At 44.2% G+C, this 23,218-nt stretch carries 18 protein-coding genes; 14 read left to right on the plus strand and 4 right to left on the minus strand.

Going from position 1 to position 23,218, the window contains the following annotated elements; genetic code table 11:
* Window positions 1-70: 70 nt before the first annotated feature.
* The gene (locus N0824_RS13875) at window positions 71-880 is read right to left on the minus strand and encodes an aminotransferase class IV (RefSeq protein ID WP_108937175.1); all 810 of its coding nucleotides are present in this window, start codon (window positions 878-880) and stop codon (window positions 71-73) included.
* 451 nt (window positions 881-1,331) lie between these two features.
* Between N0824_RS13875 and N0824_RS13880 the strand changes: the two genes are divergently transcribed.
* Entirely contained in the window at window positions 1,332-2,957 is a 1,626-nt protein-coding gene (locus N0824_RS13880) for a glycosyltransferase family 39 protein (protein WP_108937176.1), read from the plus strand.
* Window positions 2,958-3,165: 208 nt separating this feature from the next.
* The gene (gcvP, locus tag N0824_RS13885) at window positions 3,166-6,153 is read left to right on the plus strand and encodes an aminomethyl-transferring glycine dehydrogenase (protein WP_199224918.1); all 2,988 of its coding nucleotides are present in this window, start codon (window positions 3,166-3,168) and stop codon (window positions 6,151-6,153) included.
* Window positions 6,154-6,300: 147 nt separating this feature from the next.
* Here the strand turns inward: gcvP and lpxB are convergent, their stop codons facing one another.
* Window positions 6,301-7,503, minus strand: coding sequence for a lipid-A-disaccharide synthase (lpxB, locus tag N0824_RS13890; RefSeq protein ID WP_108937177.1), 1,203 nt, complete (start codon window positions 7,501-7,503; stop codon window positions 6,301-6,303).
* A 178-nt stretch (window positions 7,504-7,681) separates the two neighbouring features.
* Window positions 7,682-8,518, minus strand: a complete 837-nt coding sequence (lpxA, locus tag N0824_RS13895) for an acyl-ACP--UDP-N-acetylglucosamine O-acyltransferase (protein WP_108937178.1) — start codon at window positions 8,516-8,518, stop codon at window positions 7,682-7,684.
* A gap of 150 nt (window positions 8,519-8,668) precedes the next feature.
* On the opposite strand from lpxA, the gene N0824_RS13900 reads away from it, so the two are divergent.
* The 10 genes from N0824_RS13900 to N0824_RS13945 all read left to right on the plus strand — a co-directional run bounded on the left by N0824_RS13900 (window position 8,669) and on the right by N0824_RS13945 (window position 19,566).
* Complete coding sequence (locus tag N0824_RS13900) at window positions 8,669-9,988, plus strand: four-carbon acid sugar kinase family protein (RefSeq protein WP_108937179.1); 1,320 nt, start codon at window positions 8,669-8,671, stop codon at window positions 9,986-9,988.
* A 156-nt stretch (window positions 9,989-10,144) separates the two neighbouring features.
* Window positions 10,145-10,495, plus strand: a complete 351-nt coding sequence (locus N0824_RS13905; protein ID WP_108937180.1) for a hypothetical protein — start codon at window positions 10,145-10,147, stop codon at window positions 10,493-10,495.
* 12 nt (window positions 10,496-10,507) lie between these two features.
* Window positions 10,508-11,335: a septum site-determining protein MinC gene (gene minC / locus N0824_RS13910; RefSeq protein ID WP_108937181.1), complete on the plus strand. Its 828-nt coding sequence runs from the start codon at window positions 10,508-10,510 to the stop codon at window positions 11,333-11,335.
* A 209-nt stretch (window positions 11,336-11,544) separates the two neighbouring features.
* Window positions 11,545-12,345: a septum site-determining protein MinD gene (gene minD, locus N0824_RS13915; protein WP_008203116.1), complete on the plus strand. Its 801-nt coding sequence runs from the start codon at window positions 11,545-11,547 to the stop codon at window positions 12,343-12,345.
* Between the two features lie 29 nt (window positions 12,346-12,374).
* Complete coding sequence (gene minE, locus N0824_RS13920) at window positions 12,375-12,650, plus strand: cell division topological specificity factor MinE (protein WP_002802177.1); 276 nt, start codon at window positions 12,375-12,377, stop codon at window positions 12,648-12,650.
* Between the two features lie 8 nt (window positions 12,651-12,658).
* Window positions 12,659-12,847, plus strand: a complete 189-nt coding sequence (locus tag N0824_RS13925; RefSeq protein ID WP_108937182.1) for a hypothetical protein — start codon at window positions 12,659-12,661, stop codon at window positions 12,845-12,847.
* A gap of 352 nt (window positions 12,848-13,199) precedes the next feature.
* Window positions 13,200-16,256, plus strand: coding sequence for a phosphoenolpyruvate carboxylase (gene ppc, locus N0824_RS13930; protein WP_108937183.1), 3,057 nt, complete (start codon window positions 13,200-13,202; stop codon window positions 16,254-16,256).
* Window positions 16,257-16,774: 518 nt separating this feature from the next.
* Window positions 16,775-18,058, plus strand: a complete 1,284-nt coding sequence (gene glyA, locus N0824_RS13935; RefSeq protein WP_108937184.1) for a serine hydroxymethyltransferase — start codon at window positions 16,775-16,777, stop codon at window positions 18,056-18,058.
* A gap of 78 nt (window positions 18,059-18,136) precedes the next feature.
* Window positions 18,137-19,201, plus strand: a complete 1,065-nt coding sequence (locus N0824_RS13940) for a glycosyltransferase family 4 protein (RefSeq protein WP_080754268.1) — start codon at window positions 18,137-18,139, stop codon at window positions 19,199-19,201.
* Window positions 19,202-19,269: 68 nt separating this feature from the next.
* A complete protein-coding gene (locus N0824_RS13945) occupies window positions 19,270-19,566 on the plus strand; it encodes a DUF4164 family protein (RefSeq protein ID WP_108937185.1) in 297 nt (98 codons plus the stop codon).
* Between the two features lie 143 nt (window positions 19,567-19,709).
* Here N0824_RS13945 and N0824_RS13950 read toward each other — a convergent pair whose 3' ends face one another.
* Complete coding sequence (locus N0824_RS13950; protein WP_108937186.1) at window positions 19,710-21,266, minus strand: AAA-like domain-containing protein; 1,557 nt, start codon at window positions 21,264-21,266, stop codon at window positions 19,710-19,712.
* A gap of 357 nt (window positions 21,267-21,623) precedes the next feature.
* Between N0824_RS13950 and N0824_RS13955 the strand changes: the two genes are divergently transcribed.
* A complete protein-coding gene (locus tag N0824_RS13955) occupies window positions 21,624-22,877 on the plus strand; it encodes a competence/damage-inducible protein A (RefSeq protein WP_108937187.1) in 1,254 nt (417 codons plus the stop codon).
* A gap of 207 nt (window positions 22,878-23,084) precedes the next feature.
* Window positions 23,085-23,216 carry a hypothetical protein gene (locus N0824_RS21610; RefSeq protein WP_002757361.1) on the plus strand — a complete coding sequence of 44 codons (132 nt, stop codon included), beginning with the start codon at window positions 23,085-23,087 and terminating at the stop codon, window positions 23,214-23,216.
* Window positions 23,217-23,218 lie beyond the last annotated feature (2 nt).

Here is a 23,218-nt window from a genome sequence, read left to right on the forward strand (position 1 = left end):
TCTGACAGTTTTTAACACCTACCTACTTAAATAATCTATTCACAGATTTTATGCCATTTAATCCTTATTGTTATTGATTCTCAAATTGACTGGAAAAATATTGCTGTAAATCTGGCAAAATTTCTCTATAAATAGCTGTATTTATCTGTAGATTCCATCCAAGAATAGAATTAAAAGGGATAATTTCCACCAGAGAATTACTATAGGCGATCGCTTGTAAAGTCCTGACAAATTCAGGAGTCCAGAGATTTTCTTCTAGGGAAATATTTTGTTTTTTTAACCAGCCGATCAAAGCCGAGCGCCCGATCCCGGGTAAAATATCAGCAGTCAGCAGGGGTGTGTACCAGCAATTATCTTTCCATCCCCATAAATTGCCGGTGCTAGTTTCTAACCAATTCCCAGATTGATCGACTAATATCGCCTCTTTTGCTCCTTTTTTTTGAGCAGTTTGTGACGCTAACCAAGGGGTTAAATAATTACCAGTTTTATGTTCTCCTAAAACCCGTTGCCAAGCGGGATTATCTATTACCCAGCCAATAATTCCCCGCTCTTGTCTAAGGTTTAAATCTTCGGGGAGAAATCTGCCTTTAATCCACTCCCTACCATCGGGAAAAATTGTGATTCTCAGGACAGGATAGAATCGGGATAATTCTTCGGCTCCTTGGCGAATTCGCCGCCAATCGGGAGTGGACCAGTGGAAAACTTGTAAACTAGAGTGCAGACGTTGGAGATGTTCTTGCCAATGGGTCAGGGGATGATCTAAGCTTTGTTGATAGATACGCAGGGTAGTAAATATTGTCGCTCCATAAAGCAGCCCAATATCATCAATACCCAGACTGATTCGCTCATTCTCGATTAATTCGCCATTATACCAATACATAATCAGTTATCAGTTATCAGTTATCAGTTATCAGTTCATTAGAGTTCTTGCATAATTAATTTTTGAGAGGGCAAAAATGAGAAAAATAGACATAAAATTGCATAAAAGCCCTAAATAGAGCATTTAATTGATTAATGCTCATTCTTAATTCTCCTGACTCCTGAATACTGGCTCGGAGACTCCTCACCTAAGGTCAGATTTTTGATTTTTGCAAGAGGTCTATTAGACATATCCAAAAATTATAACTCAATCAGAGCTTGCTTGGCCGCCTTGTACTAATGAGTAGTTCGATGCTTATATGTATCATTGATAATTCAATTTAACTGAAAAATATGGGGAAATTAAAATCATTTTTACTTGGGTAATTTGCTTATCTAGACAAAATTTTAGTCTTGAGATAATATTAGGTAGAAGTCCACTGATTACTGATTACTGATAACTGCCCTAGCTTATGAACCGTCAAAAATTCACTTGGGGATATTCTAGTTATAAATTGCGTCAGAGAGAAAATTTTAAAGAATTTCTGTGTTTACTGGGATTATTAATAGCGGCCTTAATTATCTATCTAGTGGGATTAGGTAATTTACCCTTGCGGGATTGGGATGAAGCGACCATCGCTCAGGTGGCCAAGGAAATTAGCCAAACCCCCCTGGAACAATTGCGCTGGTTATTTCCTAGTTTTTGGGGTGATCCCTACCTGAATAAACCGCCGTTGATTCATAGTCTGATTGGTCTAACCTACCATTTCTGGGGCATCAATGAGGCCAATACTAGACTAATGCCTGCTTTTTTAACAGCTTTATCGGTGCCACTTCTTTATCTTCTCGGTCGAGAAATTTTTCCCGCTCGTTTGCCAGCTTTACTGTCGGCCTTGATCTATTTAACTCTTTTGCCGGTGGTGCGCCATGGCCGTTTAGCCATGTTGGATGGAGCGGTATTATGTTTTGAAATCCTGATGTTTGTTTGTTTACTGCGCTCACGGCGGGATTTACGCTGGTCTCTGGGGGTGGGGTTAGGATTTGCCCTTCTTTGTCTGACGAAGGGGATTATGGGGCTATTATTGGCGGGTATCGGCTTTATTTTTCTGCTCTGGGATACCCCCCGGTTATTAACTTCTGCCTATTTTTGGTCGGGTTGGTTATTGGGAGCATCCCCCGCTTTTGCTTGGTATGCCGCCCAATTTTGGCACTACGAGCGGGAGTTTCTCGATTCCCTTTTTGTTCAACAGTTAAAGCGAGTTAGTGACGATCTGGACAATCATCGCGGACCGTTTTGGTATTATCTGCTGGAAATTCTTAAATATAGTTGGCCCTGGTTAATTTTCTCGGTTTGGGGTTTACGTTTAGCACGTCAGGAATATCTCTACAGTTGGGCGAAGTTACTGTTAGTTTGGACGGTGGTTTATCTGTTCGTGGTTTCGGTGATGGCAACCAAGTTGCCTTGGTATATTCTGCCGATCTATCCGGCCTTGGCTTTAGCGGCCGGTTATGCCTTAGCGCAGCTGGTTAATCTTCCCATCGATCGCCCCTATAATCCAATCTGGTCAATTATTCTGGGTATTATCGGCGTTGTGACGGGTTTATTAGCTTTAATGGCCTATTTTTCGGGTCATTTTGCCCCGATCAAATCCATCCATCCCTTAATTCTTTTAACCTTATTGTCACTTTCCCTGACTATGGTGACAACGGCGATTTTGTTAGCTCGGCGCTCGGAACAATTCAGCGTGGTTTTACTCTGGGGAATGTTGGTTTCTTTGTTTATTTTTGTCAATTCTCCCCTGTGGATCTGGGAATTAAATGAGAATTTCTCCGTCAAACCGGTGGCGAGTTTAGTGCAGAAATATGTGCCGGCCGATCACCCTGTTTATATTGCTTTTGCCTACGAGCGCCCCTCGTTAAATTTTTATAGTGGTCGTCGGGTTTTTCCCCTTGCTGCTGAAGAATTAATCAATTATTGGCAAAGTCACAAGCAACCTTACCTAATTATCGATCGTCAAACTAAAGAAGCTACTGATTTAGAAGGATTAAAGGCGATCGGATCTACGAATTCCGGTTGGTTTTTGGTGACGAAGCAGTAGTGATACTAAATCCGTTGAGTATAGGCTACTTATGAGGACAGGCAAAAGGCAATAGGCAAAAGGAGCAATAGATAATCAGTTTTTAATAACCGGATTTAGTATGAAGTTAATTTTGTCCATAGGTCGATAGCAAATTAGCTTAGGCTTTAACTTGCTGGCTTCAAATATTACAAAAATTTTACAAGTTGCGTTAAAATCACCCCTAGCGATGAAACGCAGCACTTTTGTAATTGTTGAAACCGAGATTAATATGCTAAATAGGTCAATTACGGCCGAGAAAACCGAGGAATTCGCTCCTGCTGACCTGCAAGACCTGCTAGACTGTACCGATAGCTTTGTTAACCGTCATATTGGGCCGACGGAGACGGAAATCGAGAAAATGCTGGCGGTTTTGGGTATTGCTACCCTTGAGGAATTAATCGCTCAAACGGTCCCGTCAGGAATTCGTTTACAAAAAAGCCTTAATCTACCACCTGCCTTGAGTGAATACGCCGCTCTTGCCCAATTAAAAGCGATTGCCTCCAAAAATCAGGTATTTCGCTCCTTTATCGGCATGGGCTACCATGACTGTATCACCCCGCCGGTAATTCTCCGCAACATCTTAGAAAATCCGGGTTGGTACACCGCCTATACTCCCTATCAAGCGGAAATCGCCCAAGGACGCTTAGAAGCTCTCTTAAACTTCCAAACTCTCATCACTAGCTTAACTGGTCTGGAAATTGCTAACGCTTCCCTCCTCGATGAAGGAACAGCAGCCGCGGAAGCGATGACTATGAGTTACGGACTGTGTAAAACTAAAGCCAATGCTTTCTTTATCTCTAGTAGTTGCCATCCCCAAACGATCGAAGTTGTTAAAACCAGAGCGATTCCTTTAGGTATTGATATTATTATCGAGGATCATCGTCTCTTTGACTTCCAAACGCCGATTTTTGGCGCATTATTACAATATCCAGCCACCGATGGCGTAATTTATGACTATCGGGAATTTATCGCCAAAGCGCAGGAAAATGGGGCTTTAGTCACCGTTGCCGCCGATATTCTCAGTTTAGCCCTGTTGACTCCCCCCGGCGAATTGGGGGCTGATATTGCCGTGGGTAGCAGTCAACGCTTTGGGGTTCCCTTGGGTTATGGGGGTCCCCATGCCGCCTATTTTGCCACCAAAGATGTCTATAAACGCAGTATTCCGGGGCGCATTGTCGGGGTATCGAAGGATAGTCAGGGTAAACCCGCACTGCGTTTAGCTTTGCAAACCCGGGAACAACATATCCGCCGGGATAAAGCCACCAGTAATATTTGTACCGCACAGGTGTTACTAGCGGTGATTGCTTCCATGTACGCGGTGTATCACGGACCGGAAGGAATCAAGAAAATCGCCCAAAGAGTGCAGAAATTAACCGTTTTATTGGCAGCTGGCTTAAAACAGTTGGGTTATGAGGTGGGGAAAGAACCGCACTTCGATACGCTCAAAGTTACGCTATCCACGGGAGTTGAGGACATCCTTGCGAAGGCAAAAACCCATAAGATTAATCTGCGTTATTTTGATGAGAATAATCTAGGAATTAGTGTCGATGAAACCACCACTCTCAGGGATGTGTGGGATTTATGGCAAATTTTCGCCCCAACCGAGGAATTACCCTTTACCACGGCGGAATTAGTCGAGAAAATTAGTCTAGAATTACCCGCTAATCTAACCCGTACCAGTGCCTATCTTACCGAGCCGGTGTTCAATCGTTACCACTCGGAAACGGAATTACTCAGATATCTGCACCGTCTGGAAACAAAGGATCTAGCCTTAAATACTTCCATGATTCCCCTCGGTTCCTGTACGATGAAACTCAATGCCGTAGCGGAGATGATTCCGGTAACTTGGGCAGAATTCGGCAAATTACACCCTTTTGCCCCGATTGACCAAGCAGAAGGCTATCAACTGCTCTTTCAACAGTTAGAGACTTGGTTAGGGGAAATTACCGGGTTTGATGGCATTTCTCTACAACCGAACGCCGGTTCTCAGGGAGAGTATGCTGGTTTACAGGTAATCCGAGCCTACCATGAAAGTCGCGGTCAAGGTCATCGTCAGATTTGCTTAATTCCTGAGTCCGCTCACGGGACTAATCCTGCCAGTGCCGTTATGTGTGGTATGAAAGTAGTGGCGGTTAATTGCGATTCTCGGGGCAATATTGATATTGATGACCTGAAAACTAAGGCCGAGAAGCATCAGGATAATCTAGCGGCTTTGATGGTGACTTATCCTTCCACTCACGGCGTTTTTGAAGAGGGAATTAGCGAAATTTGCGCCTTGATTCATCAATACGGTGGTCAAGTCTATATGGATGGCGCCAATATGAATGCTCAGGTGGGTTTATGTCGTCCGGCGGATTTTGGCGCTGATGTCTGTCACTTGAATCTCCATAAAACTTTCTGTATTCCCCACGGTGGGGGGGGACCGGGTATGGGACCAATCGGAGTAAAATCCCATTTAGTGCCTTTTCTGCCGGATGTTTCCTTGGTTTTGGCGAAATTATCCCCAGAAACCGCTAACGGTAAGCATCAGGACTCGATTGGGGCAATTTCGGCCGCGCCTTGGGGTAGTGCCAGCATTTTGGTTATTTCTTGGATGTATATCGCTATGATGGGGGCCGCCGGCTTGAAAAAAGCGACAGAAGTGGCAATTTTGAACGCTAATTATCTGGCTTTTCGTCTGGAGTCGGCCTATCCGGTGTTATTTAAGGGTAGCGCGGGAACGGTTGCCCACGAGTGCGTGATTGATTTACGTCCCCTGAAAAAACAGGCCGGCATCGAGGTGGAAGATGTGGCAAAACGCTTGATGGATTTCGGTTTCCACGCGCCGACGGTTTCTTGGCCCGTGGCGGGTACAATGATGGTGGAACCCACGGAAAGCGAATCTTTGGGCGAATTAGACCGTTTTTGTGAAGCTTTGTTAACTATCTATCAAGAAGTACAAGCGATCGCTAATGGTAGCATGGATCCCCACGATAATCCCTTGAAAAATGCCCCCCACACAGCTGCGGTTTTAACTGCCGATGATTGGAGTCGTCCCTATTCCCGTCAACAGGCAGCTTACCCGCTTTCTTGGCTAAAAGATTATAAATTCTGGCCGGTAGTGGGACGGGTTGATAATGCCTACGGGGACAGAAATCTGGTTTGTTCCTGTGAGGGTATGGACGCTTATAAGTAGGGTTTGCTGAAAAAGCTTTTCCTGGGGGTGGGGTGTAGGGTGTGGGGTGTAGGGGAAGTGGGAAGGATAAATAAAAATAATCTTCTGAATCCTATCTCCTATCTCCTATCTCCTGTCTCCTGACTCCTATCTCCTGACTCCTGAATCCTAACAAAGGCCTATTTTAAACACCTCTTGTGCCACTCGCTCACAACTGCCTACTGTTCCTAAACCGGCCTTGGTTTCTGCGTATTCATCTAACATTTTTTGGCGACGTTGCTGATTTAATAATAGGTCTAGACATTCCTGCATAATTCTCTCTGGGTTAGCTTCCTCTTGTAATAATTCGGGAACAATTTCTCGCATTAGAACTAAATTTACCGGTGAGACAAATGGTACAGAAAGCTTCATAATATTGCGGGCAATCCAAGCAGTAACTGCACTTAAACGGTAAACCACCACCTGCGGCACATTTAACAAAGCAATTTCGAGATTAACTGTACCAGACTTAGCCACAGCCAGATCGGCCGCAGCAATCGCTTCTAAAGTCTGATCTCGTTCCATAATCACCGCATTTAATCCATATTCCGCCACTAATTCTCGCATTTTTGGTTCGTATAAAGCTAGGGGAACGGGAATTAAAAACTTAATATCGGGAATTTTTTCCTGTAATTTTTGGGCAGCAGCGCACACCGTCGGCACGAGATATTTAAACTCCTGTTGACGGGAAGCGGGTAACAAAGCGATCACTGTTTCTTCGGGTTTTATTGCCCATTTTTGCCGCATTTCTTGGCGATTGGGAGCATTGGCCATACGATCCACTAAAGGATGTCCCACCCAAGTTACTGGTAAACCTTTTGTTTCAAAAAAACGAGCTTCGGCAGGAAAAATTGCCAATAATTTATCGGTGACGGCGATTAATTTTTCCGTATTAAATAACTTTTCTGCTGTGGATCTTAGTTTAGCTGAAGGGATATTTTCTTCTGACCAAATCCACACCTGTGGGGCAATATAATAAATTATTGGCACATCGGGAATAATTTTTTTAGCTGATTGACCGATCGCCACATTTGCCCCCACATAATCAATTAAAATAATCAGATCAGGGGGATTATCTCTAAAAAACTCTTTTGCTCGTTTTTGTAGTTGTAAAGTTGGCCAAATAAAGGGGATAGATTCAATTAATCCCATGGCAGCCAGTCGAGTGGTTTTACCCAACATTTTTGCTCCGGCTAACTCCATGCGATCGCCACCTAGGGCAAAAATTTCTAACTCAATTGCCTGGGTTTTAGCTAGTTTAAAAAGGGATTCAATCAGCATCGCTGCCTGTAAATCACCCGATACCTCACCCGTGCTAATAAATATACGCATTTGGATAATTATTTGATAATAAAAGAAGTCAGGAGTCAGGAGTCGGGAGATAGGAGTCAGGATTGAGAAGACAGACTTCGGAGTGAGCTTTTGTCGAACGCTTTTTCTTCCCGCTCCCCAATTCATAATTCATAATTCATAATTCCCACACCCCACAGACTGTTCCTCAATCAAGAAATTATTTTCCTGGAATTAAACCGCGACGTTTTTCTCCGGTGGTAGAGGATTGTAAAAATTGACAGAAATGTTGAACATGGGGATTATCGGTTAAGAGAGAAACTTGTTCTAAAGCCTCCTGAAGATTTATATTAGAACGATAGATAATCCGAAAAGCTTTTTTCAGTAAAGCTAGATCTTCATCGGTAAAACCGGCCCTTTGTAAACCGACTAAATTAAGAGTTCGCACGCGACAGGGATTGCCTTCCACTAAAGTAAAAGGGGGAACATCGCGATCAATACGACTCATTCCTCCTAACATGGCCATTTTGCCAATATGAACAAATTGATGTACTCCTAAAACTCCCCCGATAACTGCTTTTGATTCGATCTGGACATGACCGGCCAAGGCGACACTATTAGCGATAATAATGTTATCTTGCAAAATACAATTATGGGCAACGTGAACATAGGCCATTAATAAATTATTATTGCCAATTTGGGTAACTTCTCCCGTATCGGTGGCACGATTAATCGTGACAAACTCGCGAATTTGGTTATGATCACCAATTTCTACGCTACTTTCGCCCCCTTTATACTTTAAATCCTGTGGTTCGTTACCAATAACAGCCCCAGAAAAAATATGATTACCCTTGCCAATTTTGGTTGGACCCTCAATGACCACATGGGCATCAATAATTGTATCAGCTTCAATTTCCACATGGGCCCCGATCACAGCATAGGGACCAACTTTAACCTTGGGATCAAGTTTTGCCGACGGATGGATAACCGCAGTGGGGTGGATTAACGTATTCAAAGGGAAGTCTCCCGCGCTCAACTTCGTCACTGTATGAATCATGGTATAGCTTATCCTATATTGGACAGATTGTGATCAAGATTGATAGCGGTTGCTTAGGGAGGGGACGACTTTAATGGGGAACCAGAACCCGATAAACTATTAACCAGATTCTCTTGGTTCCTTCGTCCCTCCCATCCTGATAAAAAATATATGAGCAATAATAGACCTAAAATTATAGTCTTAGATGATGACCCGACAGGTTCCCAAACAGTCCATAGTTGTCTGTTATTGATGCGGTGGGATGAAGATACTCTCCGCTTGGGATTGGCAGATAATGCGCCAATTTTCTTTGTTTTGACCAATACTCGCGCTTTAACCCCCGAAAAAGCCGAGTCTGTCACGCGAGAAGTCTGTCATAACCTGAAAACTGCCTTAACTAAAGAGGGAATCGAGGATTTTTTGGTGGTTAGTCGTTCCGATTCTACCCTGCGCGGGCATTATCCGATCGAAACTGATGTTATTGCCGAAGAATTGGGCGGTTTTGATGCTCATTTCCTGATTCCGGCCTTTTTTGAGGGGGGAAGAGTCACCCGCGATAGTATTCACTATTTAATCATCGATGGCGTTCCCACTCCCGTCCACGAGACGGAATTTGCTCGCGATTCGGTTTTTGCCTACCATTACAGTTATCTGCCGGATTATGTGGAGGAGAAAACGAAAGGTAAAATTAAAGCAGATGATGTAGAGAGATTTTTACTGGCAGATATCCGTCAAGGTAGTTTAGAACGACTGCAAAAGCTCAAAAATAATCAATGTGGCGTGGTAGATGGGGAAACTCAAGCGGATCTCGATCGCTTTGCTGAAGATATTTTAACCGCCGCAGGGGAGGGAAAAAAATTTTTATTCCGTAGTGCCGCCAGTATTTTAACTTCTTTGGCTAATTTAGGAACTCAACCGATCGCACCCGAATCTATGGGTAAGTATAAGCCCACGGGGGAAGCCGGGGCAATTATCGTCGGTTCCCACGTCAAAAAAACTAGCCAACAATTAGATGAACTGCTTCAACAACCCAACACCGTCGGAGTCGAAATCGATGTGACGGCATTGCGCGATCGTCCTGAGCAACGAGAGCAACTCTTAGCACAAGTTCTGGAAAAAGTCAAGCTTATTCACAAAAATAAACAAACCCCCGTGATCTATACCAGTCGGCAAGAGTTAACCTTTGCTTCTGTGCAGAAACGTCTTGATTTTGGGGTTGCCGTCTCCACCCTGTTAATGGACATTGTTAAGGGTTTACCCAGTGATATCAGTTTTTTAATCAGTAAAGGCGGAATTACCTCCAATGATGTCTTAAGTACGGGTTTAAGTCTGCAATCGGCCCGTTTACTCGGTCAGATTCTCCCCGGTGTCTCCATGGTCCGCACAGCAGCCGATCATCCCCTCTTTCCTAATTTACCTGTGGTTCTTTTCCCGGGTAACGTCGGTGATGTCCAAGCTTTGGCCACAGTTTATCAACGTTTGTGTCAATAGAAGGGGATAGGAGACAGGAGATAGGAGACAGGAGACAGGAGACAAATTCAGCTTTTTCTCCCCAACACTCAACCTCATCTGCTCACTCCTATCTCCTATTCCCTGAGCAAGGTTCATAATTAAAGAAACATCTATACTGATAGCCAGTTAATTTTTATGAAAACTGTTGCCGATACGGACTTGCAAAGGCTAGAAGACTTAATTATCAACGGACAAAAAGCGATCGAAACTCGTTTCACGGCGATCGAGAATAGTATCATCGAAATTAAGGCTGATATTGGCGAAATTAAAGCTGATATTAAGGAAATCAAGCAAGATGTTAAATCCCTAGAGATAGGACAGGCAAAATTAACCGAAAGAGTCGAAGGGATGGATAATCGCCTCAAAATAGTTGAGGGCAGTCAAAAAAATCAAATTTGGGCATTGATAACCATTTTAGGCGGTTCACTGATTACCGCTTCCGTCGGTTTGCTGATCGCTATTTTGCGCTTTGTCTTGTTTAAGTAAAAAATTATCTTTATGGATGAAACTAAAACCGAAATAAATCAAGAAATCGACCTAGAAACCGAAAAAATTGAGCCATCAGCTTCGTTAAGGTCAAGATACGCCCAAATTCACCTAAAAAGTGAGGGCGAGAAATTGGTGCTAATTTTACCCAAAACCGGCGCCGGGGAGACAAGTCAGGATTGGACAGATATCTTGACAGGATTGAAATATTATCTCCGTAATAGCGGTCAAAACTGCCCTGCTAGAACACCAGTACACCTACGGGCAAGCGATCGCCTGATGGATACGCGGCAACTACAAGCGATCGCCACAATTTTAGACAGTGCCGAATTACCCCTGCACACGATCCAAACCCAAAGAAGACAAACCGCAGTGGCAGCGGCAACCATGGGTTACAATGTCGAACAAATGCGCTCAAATCCCACGGTTTTCGGGGACGAGCAACCTTCCCAATCTCCCCTCGCCGAACCTTTGTACTTAAAAACCACCCTGCGATCGGGTGTAGAAATCCGTCACCCGGGTACAGTTATGGTCATGGGCGATGTCAACCCCGGCGGATCGATCGTCGCTGATGGCGATATATTAGTCTGGGGGAGTTTACGCGGTGTGGCCCATGCTGGATTCCGCGGCGATCGAGCAGCGGTAATTATGGCCCTGCGAATCGATTTAACTCAACTGAGAATCGCTGAATTAGTGGCACGGGCCCCGGCTTTAGATAGCGATCGCATGGAACCAGAAATTGCCTGTATCAGCGAAGGAGGAATTCGCATCATTGGGGCTTATAATTTTTCCAGAACCTACACCTTTAAAGATAAAGTTGGATGGGTCGAAAAAAAGTGATCAGTGACCGGTAAACAGTGATTCAGTGACCAGTAAACAGTTATCAGTGACCAGTAAACAGTGATCAGTAAACAGTGATTCAGTGACTGGTAAAAATAGGGATTAACTGCGTTGAAACGAAAAACTCTATAAAACTGATAACTGATAACTGATAACTGATAACCGGTAACTGATAGCTGATAACTGATAACTGATAACTGATATAAATTATGGCTCGTGTAATTGTGGTGACATCGGGAAAGGGAGGAGTCGGTAAAACGACAGTAACGGCGAACTTAGGTTCAGCCTTATCTCAATTAGGCTGTCGAGTCGCCCTTGTCGATGCCGATTTCGGACTAAGAAATCTCGATTTATTGTTAGGATTAGAACAGCGTATCGTTTATACTGCCCTCGATGTGGTGGCGGGAGATTGTAGCCTTGATAAAGCTTTAGTTAAGGATAAAAGACAGGAAAATCTGGTCCTATTACCGGCGGCACAAAATCGTACCAAAGAGGCAATTACTGCCGATCAAATGAAAGATTTAGTCGCCCAATTGTCAAAAAGTTATGATTATGTATTGATTGATTGCCCGGCAGGAATTGAAATGGGTTTTCGCAATGCGATCGCACCTGCCCAAGAAGCGATCATCGTTACTACCCCAGAAATGTCGGCGGTGAGAGATGCCGATCGAGTGGTGGGATTACTAGAAAGCGAGGATATTAAAAGTATCCGTCTGATTGTCAACCGGCTGCGGCCGGAAATGATTCAACTCAACCAGATGATCAGCGTCGAGGATATTCTCGACCTCTTGGTAATTCCCCTGTTGGGGATTATTCCCGACGATCAAAAAATTATTATTTCCACTAATAAAGGGGAACCATTAGTATTAGAGGAGAAGACTTCCCTTCCCGCCATGGCCTTTAGAAACATTGCCCAACGTTTACAGGGTCGCGATGTGCCGTTTCTAGATTTAATGGCCGGTCAGGAAGGTTTTCTTACCCGTCTGCGTCGTCGCTTGTTTGGGCCTTAAACTCTCTCATCTCAACCCCTTAACCTACTATGAATGACCTGATCGATAAACTTCTAGCATGGCGCGGTTCGGGCAAGAGTGGCGACCAAGCTAAAAAACGCTTAAAACTTATTCTAGCCCACGATCGCGCCGATCTTAGTCCCGAAATTCTCAATATGATGCGTCAAGAAATCTTAGAAGTAGTCAGTCGTTATCTTGATATCGACACCGAGGAAACCGAGTTACTCTTAGAAAGTGACCAACGAACTACCGCCCTGATTGCTAATTTTCCGATTCGTCGCATCAAACGCCGTCCTTTAACCTAAAAATTGCCATGAAAACTCAACCGATCGAGCTTTGGCTTAGTCTAGCGGTCAGTCCCTTTCTTCTCTCCTATCTGGCCTTGCGGTCCCTCAATCATTGGTTAATTGAATTGGGCCAGGAAAGTGAGGAATTGTTTCGCGGCGATCGCTTACCCCTTCTCAATATTGCCGATCAGTTACCGGCAAACAGTGACCGATGATCTTTTCTGGAAAGAGTTACCAGGAAAAAAGTCCTTTTGCTCCTGAAAAGAGGCTAGGATAGTGAAATTTTTGTTAAAAATTGCAAAAAATGTGATTCTTTAGGATACAATCTCATTTTTGACAAACCGTAAAGAATTAATCCCCATAGATCAGCAATTGAATTACAGCGTTTTTCATTTCAACAAAGTACATCCCGATATATCAGGGGACAGGGGATAGGGATTTAGGGAGATAGGGATTTAGGGAGATAGGGAAATTTCAGCCCCACTGCCCCACTACCCCAACACCCCACTCCTGACTCCTGACTCCTGACTCCCGACTCCCATCTCCTTTTCACTTTTTACTGAAATTATGAGCGTCCTTGTCCCCTCAACCGAAACCGAACAGGATATTTTCAGCACTTCCAACCTGTTTTTGCAGCAAAGACTGAAATTAATCGAAGATTTATGGAAAGAAGTCTTGGTCTCCGAATGTGGTCAAGAATTAGTCGATTTACTGGAATTACTGCGCCATCTCTGTTCTGAGGAAGGACAAGTGACCGATGATAGTCCGGAAGCAACGATCGCCAAAATGATCGAAGACTTGGAACTAGGGGAAGCGATCAAAGTTACCCGCGCTTTTGCCCTCTATTTCCAGTTAATCAATATTATTGAACAACATTACGAACAAAGGGATCAGCAACTACTGCGACGGACGGTGATCGGGGAAGAAAACGAAAGTCCCAAGACTGACCCAAGGCAAAAAAGCCTTTTAGCCACCATTGTCGGGGCCGATTGGCTAGAAAAAACCCTGAACGATTCCGATAACTCCAGCCCAAAATCGGGACTATTTCACTGGTTATTTCCCTATCTCAAACAGGTTAACGTCCCTCCCCAAGAAATTCAGCGTCTTCTCGATCAGTTAGATATTCGTCTGGTTTTCACGGCCCACCCCACAGAAATTGTCCGTCACACCATTCGCATTAAACAGCGCCGCATCTCGGGCATTCTCGAAAAACTCGACCAAGCAGAAGAAATCTTTCGCAGTATGGGGTTAACCAACTCCAGAGAAGCACAAACAGTCACCAAACAGTTAAAAGAAGAAATACGTTTTTGGTGGCGAACAGATGAACTACACCAATTTAAACCCACTGTCGTCGATGAAGTGGATTATGCCCTCCACTACTTCGATGAAGTTCTCTTTGAATCCCTACCCCAGTTAACCCTGCGTCTGCAGCAAAGCCTACAATCCTCCTTTCCCCGTTTACAAGCGCCGAAAAATAACTTCTGTCGCTTCGGTTCTTGGGTGGGGGGGGATCGGGATGGCAATCCCTCCGTTACCCCCGAAGTCACCTGGAAAACCTGCTGTTATCAGCGCAATCTGGTTATTAAAAAATATCTCGATGCTATTCGCGACCTGACCAGTATTTTAAGTGCCTCCCTGCACTGGTGTCACGTCTTGCCGGAGTTGCTAGACTCCCTGGACAGAGATAAACAGCAAATGCCCGAAATCTATAGCCAGTTAGCCATCCGCTACCGTCAGGAACCCTATCGCCTCAAATTGGCCTTTATTCAAAAACGTCTGGAAAATACGCGTGACCGCAATAATCGCCTTAATGACCCGGAAGAACGACAATTATTAACTAAACTCAACGAAACCAACATCTATCGCTCTGGTTCCGAGTTTTTAGCCGAATTAAAGCTATTACAGCGCAGTCTCCTTCAAACCGGTCTTTCCTGTCAAGAACTGGATCAACTGATCGCCCAAGTAGAGATTTTTGGCTTTGTCCTGACTCAGTTAGATTTTCGGCAAGAATCTACCCGTCACGCCGAATGTATCGAAGAAATCGCCGCATATCTGGGAGTTTTACCGAAACCCTACGGCAAATTAACCGAATCAGAAAAAATCGCCTGGTTAGTGGAGGAATTAAAAACCCGTCGGCCCTTAATTCCCCGGGAAATGCCCTTCTCGGAAAGAACCTGCGAAACCATTGAAACCCTGCGAGTTTTAAGAAGTCTGCAAGGGGAATTCGGTCTGGACATCTGCCAAACCTACATTATCAGCATGACCAACGAGGCCAGCGATGTGCTAGAAGTGCTGTTATTAGCCCAAGAAGCCGGGTTATACGACCCCGCCACTAGCCGCAGTTCCCTGCGCATCGTTCCCCTCTTTGAAACCGTCGATGACCTCAAACACGCCCCCGGCATCATGCAGACTTTGTTTGAATTGCCCCTCTATCGGGCAACCCTAGCTGGCGGTTACGACTATTTAGCAGCTTTAAACGGGGAGGACGTGACCCCGGAACCGGCCATCCTCGAACCGGGTAATTTACAGGAGATTATGGTGGGTTACTCCGATAGTAACAAGGATTCTGGCTTTTTAAGCAGTAATTGGGAAATTCATAAGGCCCAGAAGGCTTTACAAAAAACCGCTAAACAATACGGCGTGGATCTACGTCTTTTTCATGGCCGGGGCGGTTCCGTCGGTCGCGGTGGTGGACCGGCCTACGCCGCTATCCTCGCCCAACCCCGGGGAACTATTAACGGTCGCATTAAAATCACCGAACAGGGCGAGGTTTTAGCCTCGAAATACTCTTTACCGGAATTGGCCTTGTATAACCTCGAAACCGCCGTAACGGCAGTTATACAGGCAAGTTTACTGGGCAGTGGTTTTGATGATCTCGAACCCTGGAATCGCATCATGGAGGACTTGGCCACCTGTTCACGGCAAACCTATCGCAGTTTGATTTATGAAGAACCGGACTTTTTAGACTTCTTTCTGTCTGTAACTCCCATTCCTGAAATTAGTCTTTTACAGATTAGTTCCCGACCGGCCCGCCGGAAAAGTGGTCAACAGGATTTAAGTACCCTGCGGGCAATTCCCTGGGTGTTTAGTTGGACGCAAACCCGTTTTCTTTTACCGGCTTGGTATGGTTTAGGGACAGCTTTACAGATGTTTCTCGATGATTCTCCTAGCAGAAATTTGGAATTGTTACGTCATTTTTATCACAAGTGGCCTTTCTTCCAGATGGTGATTTCTAAGGCAGAAATGACTCTATCGAAGGTGGATCTACAGATGGCCTATCACTACGTCAGTGAACTTTCTAAACAGGAAGATCGAGAACGTTTTCAACGTCTGTTTGAAAGGATCAAAGAGGAATATAATCGCACTAGCGAGATTGTTCTCCAGATCACCGGCGAGAAACATTTATTGGATAATGATCCGAATTTACAGCGCTCGGTGCAGTTACGCAACGGTTCGATCGTTCCCCTCGGTTTTCTACAGGTGTCTCTCCTGAAGCGTTTACGTCAATACAATAGTCAAGCTCAATCCGGTGTGATTCATTTCCGCTATTCTAAAGAGGAGTTATTAAGGGGTGCTTTAATGACGATTAATGGTATTGCCGCAGGGATGAGAAATACCGGTTGATTACAGATAATTAATGGTAATTTTCGGGGGGGTTATCTTGAAGGTAATCCACCCTGTTTTTTGGATTTGTAAACTTTTTGTAGAACTTCTACTAGGTTGTTATTTTTAAAGGGAAAATCACCGCTAAAATTGGGCATTACTTCCGATTTTATCACTCAATCCAAGCTTTTGGGGGGTTCTACCCCCCAAACCCCGGAGCGCATTAGCTTTTCGGTGGGATGCTTACAGGCAGCTGCTGATACATTTGTAATTATTTAAAAGTCACTGATAATTGCTGATTATCGGTATTTCTGCAAATGTGAGATGCACCCAATCTGCTTAACCCGAACTGACGTTAATATTACTATTACTTATTGACTAAAAATGAAGATTTTACCGCTAACAGTTGACAATTGATCATCGCTTCCGAAGAGAAACAATTAAGCTCACTGGTGTGTCGGAAGATTAGAGATTGTGCCAAAATGGAAGAAGTGACCCAATGATTACAGGTAAATTGTTAAAAAAAGGATCGAGTAACCGTGACTGATACGAACTTAGATATACTATCCTTGACGGATCCAGCGATCGCAGGGATTTTGCAAAAAGAACTGCAACGTCAAAGAGATCACCTAGAATTAATCGCTAGTGAAAACTTCACCTCGGCTGCCGTCATGGCCGCCCAGGGTTCGGTTTTAACCAACAAATATGCGGAAGGACTGCCCAAAAAACGCTACTATGGCGGTTGCGAATACGTTGACGAAGCGGAACAATTAGCGATCGATCGGGTTAAACGACTATTTGGGGCAAACCACGCCAATGTACAACCCCACTCCGGGGCCCAAGCTAATTTCGCCGTTTTTCTGACCCTCTTGCAGCCAGGCGATACGATTATGGGCATGGATCTATCCCATGGTGGTCATCTTACCCACGGTTCCCCCGTTAACGTTTCTGGGAAATGGTTCCGAGTAGTACAGTATGGAGTAAGTCCCGAAAGCGAGCGCCTGGACTACGATCTCATCCTTGACATCGCCCGCAAAGAAAAACCCAAACTAATTATCTGCGGTTATTCTGCCTACTCGCGCCAGATTGATTTCGAGAAATTCCGCGCCATCGCTGACGAAGTGGGGGCCTACCTGATGGCAGATATCGCCCATATTGCCGGTTTAGTGGCCACCGGTCATCATCCTAACCCCCTACCCCACTGTGATGTGGTCACTACCACCACTCACAAAACCCTGCGCGGTCCTAGGGGGGGGTTAATTATGACCAAAGACGAGGAATTAGGCAAAAAATTCGATAAATCCGTCTTCCCCGGTACCCAAGGCGGACCCCTAGAACACGTGATCGCGGCGAAAGCGGTGGCTTTTGGGGAGGCCCTGAAACCAGAGTTTAAAATCTATTCGGGCCAAGTAATCGCTAATGCCCAAGCTTTAGCCAGTCAGTTGAAGGCTAGAGGGATTAAAATTGTCACTGATGGTACGGATAATCACTTGATGTTACTCGATTTGAGATCCGTGGGCATGACTGGAAAAGAGGCCGATCGCTTGGTGAGTACGATCAATATTACCGCTAATAAAAACACTGTTCCCTTCGATCCCGAGTCTCCCTTTGTCACCAGTGGTCTGCGCTTGGGTTCCCCGGCTATGACCACCAGAGGACTAGGAGAAACGGAATTTATCGAGATTGGCAACATTATCGCCGATATTCTCCTTAATCCAGGTGATGAAGCCCTGAGAACTGCTTGCCGTCAACGGGTAGCCAAACTCTGTGAAAGCTTCCCCCTCTATCCCCATCTCCATATTTCCGTCCCCGCCTTGGCCTAAAACGAGAGATAATAAAAATTCATAATTGGTGATTGCCTGTCAGTTGCCAATTGTGAATTAAATCGCCCCCCAATTCCCATGTCCGGAGATTTATACTATCTAATTGCCTTTCTGATCGCCCATACCGTGGTACTTTGGAGTACCCCCCTCGTCAGAACCGTCGGACTGAAAAGCGGTTACGTCGATAAACCCAACGAAAGGAAGGTCCATGAAAAGCCTATGGTTCGACTGGGGGGAGTTTCGATCTTTATCGGTGCTTTAACTGCCCTCCTGATTGTTTGGTGGTTGGGAGGGTTTGCCGGTTTAAACAGCGATCGAGAATGGGAAGTGTGGGGCGTAACCCTAGGCGGTTTGGGCTTTTTCCTCATCGGTTTAGCGGATGATCTTTTTAATCTTTCGCCCCTCAATCGTCTGGTAATGCAGTTTAGCGTCGCTTTTCTAGCTTGGCAAGCCGGCGTTAGGATCGATTTTCTCTCTATTCCCTTCGGCGATTTATTACAAATTCATTGGCTAAGTTTACCGGTTACTCTCCTCTGGTTAGTGGGGATGGCTAATGCGATTAACTGGATTGACGGTTTAGATGGATTAGCGGCGGGGGTTTCGGGTATATCTGCCGTGGTGATTTTGATTGTAACTTTGGTGATGGGACAACCGGCCGCCGCTATTATCGCCGCCGCTTTAGCGGGTGGGGCCTTGGGTTTTCTGCGTTACAATTTTAACCCCGCTCAAATTTTTATGGGGGATGGTGGGGCCTATTTTATGGGTTTTACCCTGGCGGGTGTGGCGGTGATTGGATTGGCGAAAACTACTGCTGTGACTACTGTTGCCGTTACCGCCGTCCTATTACCCTATCTCATCCTCGCGGTTCCTCTCCTCGATATGTCCACGGTGATTATTTCCCGTCTCAAACGCGGAAAATCCCCTTTTGTGGCTGATAAACGTCATTTACACCATCGTTTACTGAAAGCGGGTATCTCTCACCGTCTGACTGTATTATTTATCTACGCTCTAACTCTCTGGGTGGGCAGTTTAGCCCTCGGTTTCTCCAATGTTCCCAGTGGTTGGGGTTTTGCCTTTGGTGCGACTCTCCTCCTCGGTTACGTCGGTTGGCAAGTCTGGCGCAATCGTGGCAGTGAACCGTAAGCCGTCTTAAACTAGAAAAAAGATTAATAATTAAGATAGCGGCAGGATAACTCTGGGAGTTTAGCAAAATGTCTAACGAAACCGTAACTTATTCCCTAGAAGCGGTCCTGACAAGGATTGAGGGAAAAATCGACTCTTTACAAAGAGATGTTAATGAGCGTCTAACTAAGCTAGAGATAGGACAATCAGAAATAAAAGGGGATATTAAAGCCCTAGATTCTAAAGTTATGGAAATAGAAAAGCCTATTGATGACCTGAATGCACGGGTGAATATTACTACTAATGGGTTTCTTGGCATTGTCGGAATTGTGGTGACAGGAATACTAGGCATTCTGGGAAAAATCGTCTTTTTCCCTAATCCCTAAAAGTTATCCCTAATGGTAATTCGTACAGATTTGTTTACTCTACAATTTTCAAGGATACAGAGAAAAACAATCTGCAAAAATCCCTCTTTCCGTTCTCCTCTCTGCCACTGTAGCGCCTCTGCGTGAAACAAAAAATATAAAACTCAAGCCCTAATTACAGTAATTCTATATTGATTTTCTGTCACCACAACTTCAGTGGATAATCTTTCTTCCATTGGTAAAGCATTTTTCCGCCTATCAAAGATAAATAACCAACCAAAATCTAAACCCAAACGTCCTAAATAAGATTCTAATTGTTCAATTCCATCAGCTTGCGGATTGCGTTTTTTATCCCGCCATACTTTCAATTCAATCCCTAAAATTACATCTTTATACTGTAAACATAAATCCATTCTATCGCTACCAATTGCATATTCCCTTTCTAAAACTCCCCCACCATTAATCACACGATGTAAAAAAGCCATTAATACAATATGCGGTGCGATTTCATGATAGCCAGTGCTACCTAATAACGGTTCTCCGTGCTGTCGCCAAAATTTGAGAAATGCTGTTAATAAAGCATCTATATTTAACTCCCCTTCCAGTGTTAACCAAGTCGGTGCAATCATTGGTAAAGAAGCCATTGGTGTGACAGTTAATACTCTGGGTAACACTTCCCGATAAATGGGATTAGCAATAGTTAAACCTCCGTAGGGGTGCATTTTACATAATCCCAAATCAATCACAAATTGAATATCATCATTAGGTATATTTCCTAATTCTAAACCGGCTAACATTGGTTCAATAATGGCTTTAATTCTTGGTTCTCTTAACCTTTCCGCTAAACTATCTAAATGAGTATCCTGACGAGCTATTAATATTTCTTTGGCTGTTAAAATATGTTCTTTAGTAATAGGAATACTTCTATCTTTCACCATTTTTTCTACAATTTCTTTAGCTAAAGCATTAACTAACCAAGGTTGTCCTTGAGTTAAATCATAAGCTGTTTCTATTGCTTCAGGTGTAAAAATTTGTCCGGTTGCTGCTGTATGTTGTTGATATAATTCTTCTACTTCTGCAAGATTAAAATTTCGCATAGTCAGAGAAGCAACTTTTATATTAAAAGGACTAGAAGTATTTAATCTGTCACTACCTCCCGATGCTACTTTATAATCTCGCACATCTCGTAAACCAATTAATCCTACAGATGAGGGAAAATTTTCAGGACGATTAGGAAAACCATCTCTTAACTGTCGCAAAACTGATATTAATGTTTGGTCTTGTAAAGAGTCAATTTCATCTATAAATAATACTATGGGACGATTGATGGCTTTTGCCCAACCTCTTAAAAAAGCCTTAATTCTGCTTCCTGGTTCTTCCTGTTGCCATTGTTTAGCAGCAGGTTGTAATTCGGTCGGTAAACTATCCTCAATTGTACTATACCAAGTTCCTAAAATTGCCAATTCTGCGGCAGTAGGATCATGATTAAATGCACTTCCTACTTCCACTGATACCATGACTGCGGCATAATTTCCAGTATCGGTAAGTTGTTTTGCTAGGGCTAACATTGCGGTGGTTTTCCCCGTTTGTCGTGGTGCGTGAAGGACAAAATAACTACGTTGTTGAATTAGCTCCTCTAAATCTGGTAATCGCACTGTGGGAGAGAGCATATAGTGGATATCGTCTTTACAGGGACCGGCAATATTAAACCAGCGAGTCATAGCATTTTATTATTTAGTGGACATTTTAATTTTAGATGATTTTGGTGGGGTTTGTAATGGCGGGAAGGAAGATGTGATGATCGGCAATACTTTGTTCTGCTTGATTATGATCAATTATTGTTATATAAGGGAATAATACGCTGATTTTATGTTTGCTAAATCAGATATGGGCTGTTCAGCAAGAAAGTGGCATTTAATATACAAGACCTTGATTGTTGATAGCTTACTGGTATAATGTGGGAGCGCACTGGTAGGGTTAACTTCCATGACCATCGTTACCTAAACCCGATCGAACGATGGTGACAGGAGATCAGTTAATGATCAAAATTGAAAATCTTAAGCTAATTGTCAAAAATTATGGCCGCTGAAATTATTTGTGTAGGAACGGAATTATTATTAGGGGATATAGTTAACACTAACGCCCAATATTTAGCCCTAGAATTGGCAAAATTAGGCATTCCCCATTATTATCAAACGGTGGTGGGGGATAATGTAGAAAGACTGAAAAAAGCGATCGCTATTGCCCGAGAACGTTCTTCAATTTTAATTTTTACCGGCGGACTCGGACCTACTCCCGACGATTTAACCACAGAAACAATCGCCGATTTTTTCCAAACGCCCCTCAGAGAAGATAAAGAGATTTTAGCGGAAATCGAGGCTAAATTTACGAGTTTAGGGCGAGAAATGCCTCCTAGTAACAGTAAACAGGCTTTAATACCCGTGGGAGCCGATTTTTTGCCAAATCCGACGGGAACCGCCCCCGGGATGATCTGGCAACCACAAGCTAACGTGACTATTCTTACTTTCCCCGGAGTACCCGCAGAAATGAAGAGAATGTGGGTAGAAACGGCGATTCCTTACCTAGAAAGTCAAGGATGGGGCAAAGAGAGGATTTATAGTCGTTCTCTCAAATTTCGCGGTATCGGTGAGTCAGCTTTAGCGGAAAAAGTTGTCCATTTATTTGATCTGACTAATCCCACCGTTGCCCCCTATGCTGGTTTAGGCGAAGTGCGTTTGCGAATTGCGACGAAAGCACCTTCTTTAGAGGCTGCTTTGCAGGTAATTGAACCGGTAGCGACGGAAATTAAGGAAATCGCCGGATTAGATTATTTTGGGGCTGATGATGATACTTTACCTGCGGTGGTGGGGGAACTTTTGCGGCGGCAAAAACAAACTTTGAGTGTGGCAGAATCCTGTACCGGAGGGGGATTAGGGGAAATTATCACCCAAATCGCCGGCAGTTCCGATTATTTTGGGGGTGGGGTTATTTCCTACGATAATCGGGTAAAAGTTGCCCTCTTAGACGTAAATGAGCAGGATTTAAATAATGTCGGGGCTGTCAGTGCCATTGTTGCCCAACAGATGGCCCTAGGGGTGCAAAAACGCCTCGCTACGGATTGGGGGATCAGTATCACGGGTATTGCCGGACCAGGAGGAGGCAGTGAGACGAAACCCGTGGGCCTAGTTTATATCGGTTTAGCCAGTCCTGACGGAAAAGTGACTGTATCTGAGCATCGTTTCGGAGAAAATCGATCTCGCTCGACTATTCGCCAGATTAGTGCCTATACCGCCCTCGATCGCCTACGCCGGAATTTATTAACAATATCTTAAAAAAGAATTGCCAAGAATATATACTCAGACTAAAAAGTTATGTTAAGCTTAACATAAGTACAAGATATAGATTCCCCCGTTCGTCAGATTGAACAGCCAAACGATAAAAATTAGTTAAAATTCTCTAGAATCAAGCTTTTGCGTGGCTGTTGCGGGGATCAATCGACGAAAACTCATAGCTAGTATCTCAAAGGAGCCATTTGGTCAATGGACTATTTAGATGAAGTGATAGACAAGTTGAGAGAATGGGCGCGCAAACTAATCGAGAGTGTTTTTGGTCCGGAACCCGAACCCGAACCCGAACTAATCCCGATCCCCGTGCGCGATCACAGTCGATAAAG

The organism is Microcystis sp. 0824 (genome assembly GCF_003112475.1).
GTDB classification, from domain to species: domain Bacteria; phylum Cyanobacteriota; class Cyanobacteriia; order Cyanobacteriales; family Microcystaceae; genus Microcystis; species Microcystis aeruginosa_C.

Bases quoted from the DNA above. Each gene is read 5' to 3' on its own strand.
- N0824_RS13900 (WP_108937179.1), top strand. From the start codon at position 8,669: ATGAGCAATAATAGACCTAAAATTATAGTCTTAGATGATGACCCGACA.
- N0824_RS13945 (WP_108937185.1), top strand. From the start codon at position 19,270: ATGTCTAACGAAACCGTAACTTATTCCCTAGAAGCGGTCCTGACAAGG.
- gcvP (WP_199224918.1), top strand. From the start codon at position 3,166: ATGAAACGCAGCACTTTTGTAATTGTTGAAACCGAGATTAATATGCTA.
- minC (WP_108937181.1), top strand. From the start codon at position 10,508: ATGGATGAAACTAAAACCGAAATAAATCAAGAAATCGACCTAGAAACC.
- N0824_RS13875 (WP_108937175.1), bottom strand. From the start codon at position 880: ATGTATTGGTATAATGGCGAATTAATCGAGAATGAGCGAATCAGTCTG.
- N0824_RS13955 (WP_108937187.1), top strand. From the start codon at position 21,624: ATGGCCGCTGAAATTATTTGTGTAGGAACGGAATTATTATTAGGGGAT.
- N0824_RS13940 (WP_080754268.1), top strand. From the start codon at position 18,137: ATGTCCGGAGATTTATACTATCTAATTGCCTTTCTGATCGCCCATACC.
- N0824_RS21610 (WP_002757361.1), top strand. From the start codon at position 23,085: ATGGACTATTTAGATGAAGTGATAGACAAGTTGAGAGAATGGGCGCGC.
- ppc (WP_108937183.1), top strand. From the start codon at position 13,200: ATGAGCGTCCTTGTCCCCTCAACCGAAACCGAACAGGATATTTTCAGC.
- N0824_RS13905 (WP_108937180.1), top strand. From the start codon at position 10,145: ATGAAAACTGTTGCCGATACGGACTTGCAAAGGCTAGAAGACTTAATT.
- minE (WP_002802177.1), top strand. From the start codon at position 12,375: ATGAATGACCTGATCGATAAACTTCTAGCATGGCGCGGTTCGGGCAAG.
- lpxB (WP_108937177.1), bottom strand. From the start codon at position 7,503: ATGCGTATATTTATTAGCACGGGTGAGGTATCGGGTGATTTACAGGCA.
- N0824_RS13925 (WP_108937182.1), top strand. From the start codon at position 12,659: ATGAAAACTCAACCGATCGAGCTTTGGCTTAGTCTAGCGGTCAGTCCC.
- minD (WP_008203116.1), top strand. From the start codon at position 11,545: ATGGCTCGTGTAATTGTGGTGACATCGGGAAAGGGAGGAGTCGGTAAA.
- lpxA (WP_108937178.1), bottom strand. From the start codon at position 8,518: ATGATTCATACAGTGACGAAGTTGAGCGCGGGAGACTTCCCTTTGAAT.
- N0824_RS13950 (WP_108937186.1), bottom strand. From the start codon at position 21,266: ATGACTCGCTGGTTTAATATTGCCGGTCCCTGTAAAGACGATATCCAC.
- N0824_RS13880 (WP_108937176.1), top strand. From the start codon at position 1,332: ATGAACCGTCAAAAATTCACTTGGGGATATTCTAGTTATAAATTGCGT.